Genomic DNA, 2,852 nt, shown 5'->3' with positions numbered 1-2,852 from the left:
CCGCGCCGTATCGCCCCGCCGGATCCCGCCGTTCTGGCGGCGGTGGAGGCGGTCGTGCCGGGGATCAGCCGGTCGCGGGTGAGTGACCGGCTTGGTATGGCGCATGATGCTTCGCATTATCTGCTGACTCCGCAGGCGGTCCTGGTGCCGGACAGTGCCGAGCAGGTGGCGGCGTTGATGCGGGCGGGGTTGCCGTTGACCTTCCGGTCCGGTGGCACCAGCCTGTCGGGGCAGGGGGTGAGTGAGCATCTGCTGGTCGACACCCGCCGTCACTTCCGGGATGTGGAGGTGCTGGATGGTGGTGAGCGGGTGCGGGTGCAGCCGGGGGCGGTGTTGCGGCAGGTCAACGCGCGGCTGGCGGCTTATGGTCGCAGGCTGGGGCCGGACCCGGCCAGTGAGTCGGCGTGCACGATCGGCGGGGTGGTGGCCAACAACTCCAGCGGGATGACCTGTGGCACCCATGCCAGCGCCTACCGGACGCTGGAGTCGATGACGGTGGTGCTGCCCAGCGGCACCGTGATCGACACCGGCGCGGCCGACGCCGACGCGCGGCTGCGTGCGCTGGAACCCGCTCTGGCCGAGGGCCTGGTACGGCTGCGCGAGCGTGTCCGCGGCAACCCCGAGTCGGTCCGCCGGATCACCGCGCAGTTCGCCATCAAGAACACCATGGGGTACGGCCTCAACAGCTTCCTCGACCACGACAGTCCGGCGCAGATCCTCGCCCGTCTGCTCGTCGGCAGCGAGGGCACTCTCGGGTTCGTCGCCGAGGCGGTGCTGCGGACCGTGCCGGCGCACCGGCTCGCCGCGACCGGCCTGGTCGTCTTCCCGGCGTTGCGGGAGGCGATGGCGGCGGTGCCGCAGATCGTCGCGGCCGGGGCCGCCGCCGTCGAGCTGCTGGACGCCGAGTCGCTGCGGGTGGCCCAGCTCGACCCGAAGGCCGACGAGCTGCTGCGCACCCTTCAGGTGCGCGACCACGCGGCGCTGCTGGTGGAGTGGCAGGAGTCCGACCCGGAGCTGCTCGCCGCACGCGAGCGGGAGGCCGGGCGCATCTTCGCCGGAATGGACCTGGCCGCCCCGGCCCGGCTCAGCGGGCAGGGCCCGGGCCGGGCGGCGCTGTGGCGCATCCGCAAGAACCTGTACGCCGCGGTTGCCGGGGCGCGGCCGTCCGGCACGACGGCGTTGCTGGAGGACATCGCCGTCCCCGTCCCCGTCCTGGCCGATTTGTGCGCCGAGCTGACCGGGCTGTTCGACCGTTACCGTTATGAGCGCAGTGTGATCTTCGGGCATGCCAAGGACGGCAATCTGCACTTCATGCTCAACGAGCGTTTCGGCGGCGACCTGCAGCGTTACGCCGACTTCACCGAGGATCTGGTGGAGGCCGTGCTGTCTCGTGGTGGCACGCTCAAGGCCGAGCACGGCACCGGCCGGGTGATGGCCCCCTTCGTGCGCCGCCAGTACGGCGAGGAGTTGTATGAGGTGATGCGTGAGGTCAAGCGTTTGTGCGACCCGGCCGGCACGCTCAACCCCGGCGTGGTGCTGACCGACGACCCCAGGGCGCACCTGCGTGACCTCAAACCGGTCGCCACGGTGGAGCCGGAGGTCGACCGGTGCGTGGAGTGCGGCTACTGCGAGCCGGTCTGTCCCAGCCGCGACCTGACCACCACCCCGCGCCAGCGCATCGTGCTGCGCCGCGAGATCGCCGCGGCCCAGGCCGCCGGCGACCACGCCCTGGCCCGGCAGCTGGAGGAGGAGTACGGCTACGACGCCGTCGACACCTGCGCCGTGGACGGCATGTGCGCCACCGCCTGCCCCGTGCTGATCAACACCGGCGACCTCACCAAACGCCTGCGCGCCGGCCGGCACGGCCGCGCCGCGCACACCGCCTGGAAGAGCGCCGCCAGGCACTGGGACGGGGTGACCCGGGCCATGGACCTCGCCCTCGACGCCGCCGCCGCGGCCCCGGCCGGGCTGGCCGAGGGCGCCAGCCGGGCCGCCCGCGCGGTCGCCGGCCCCGACACCGTCCCCCAGTGGAGCCGCGACCTGCCAGCCGGCGGCAGACGGCGCCGTCCCGCCCCGGCACGCGACGCCGACGCCGTCTACCTGCCGTCCTGCCTGAACACCATGTTCGCCCCCGCCGACGGCGGTCCCGGCGTCATGACCGCGCTGCTACGGCTCGCCGAACGCGCCGGCCTTCGCCTGCACGTGCCGCAGGGCATCGGCAGCCTGTGCTGCGGCACCCCGTGGTCCTCCAAGGGCTTGGGCGGGGGCTATGCGGTGATGCGCCGCCGGGTACGGGAGACGCTCCTTGCGGCGACCGACGGCGGCAAGATCCCGGTGGTCAGCGACGCCGCCTCCTGCACCGAGGGATTCGAACGGCTCACGGCGGCGGCCTCGGAAGAACCGGCGGCCGTGGAAGAACCGGCGCCAGCGGGGTCCGGACGGCCGGACGTCGCAGGACGGCCGGGCGTCGCGGCCGCGCCCGCCGTCCGGGTGCTCGACGCCGTGACCTTCGTGGCCGAGCACGTCCTGCCCCGGCTGCCACAGCCGCCCCAGGACCGCAAGCTGGCCTCACTCGCCCTGCACCCGACCTGCTCGTCGGTCCGGCTCGGCCTCGACGCCGCCGTCACGAAGATCGCCGAGGCGGTGGCGACAAAGGTCGCCGTCCCGGACGGATGGCAATGCTGCGCCTTCGCCGGCGACCGAGGCCTGCTGCACCCGGAACTGACCGCCTCCGCCACCCGTGCCGAGGCCGCCTCAGTGGCCGAGGGCGACTTCGCCGCGCACGCCTCGGTCAACCGCACCTGCGAGATCGGCATGACCCGCGCCACCGGGAAGACCTACCACCACCTGCT

Annotated in this window: 1 protein-coding gene; it reads left to right on the top strand. The window is 73.4% G+C overall.

The window, feature by feature from the left end; translation table 11 throughout:
* On the top strand, positions 1–2,852 hold a 2,852-nt coding region (locus tag B1L11_RS44280), incomplete at both ends, for an FAD-binding and (Fe-S)-binding domain-containing protein (protein ID WP_256863441.1).

The organism is Microbispora sp. GKU 823, from assembly GCF_002027145.1.
Classification (GTDB): domain Bacteria; phylum Actinomycetota; class Actinomycetes; order Streptosporangiales; family Streptosporangiaceae; genus Microbispora; species Microbispora siamensis.
This window is presented reverse-complemented; position numbering and strand designations above follow the sequence as displayed.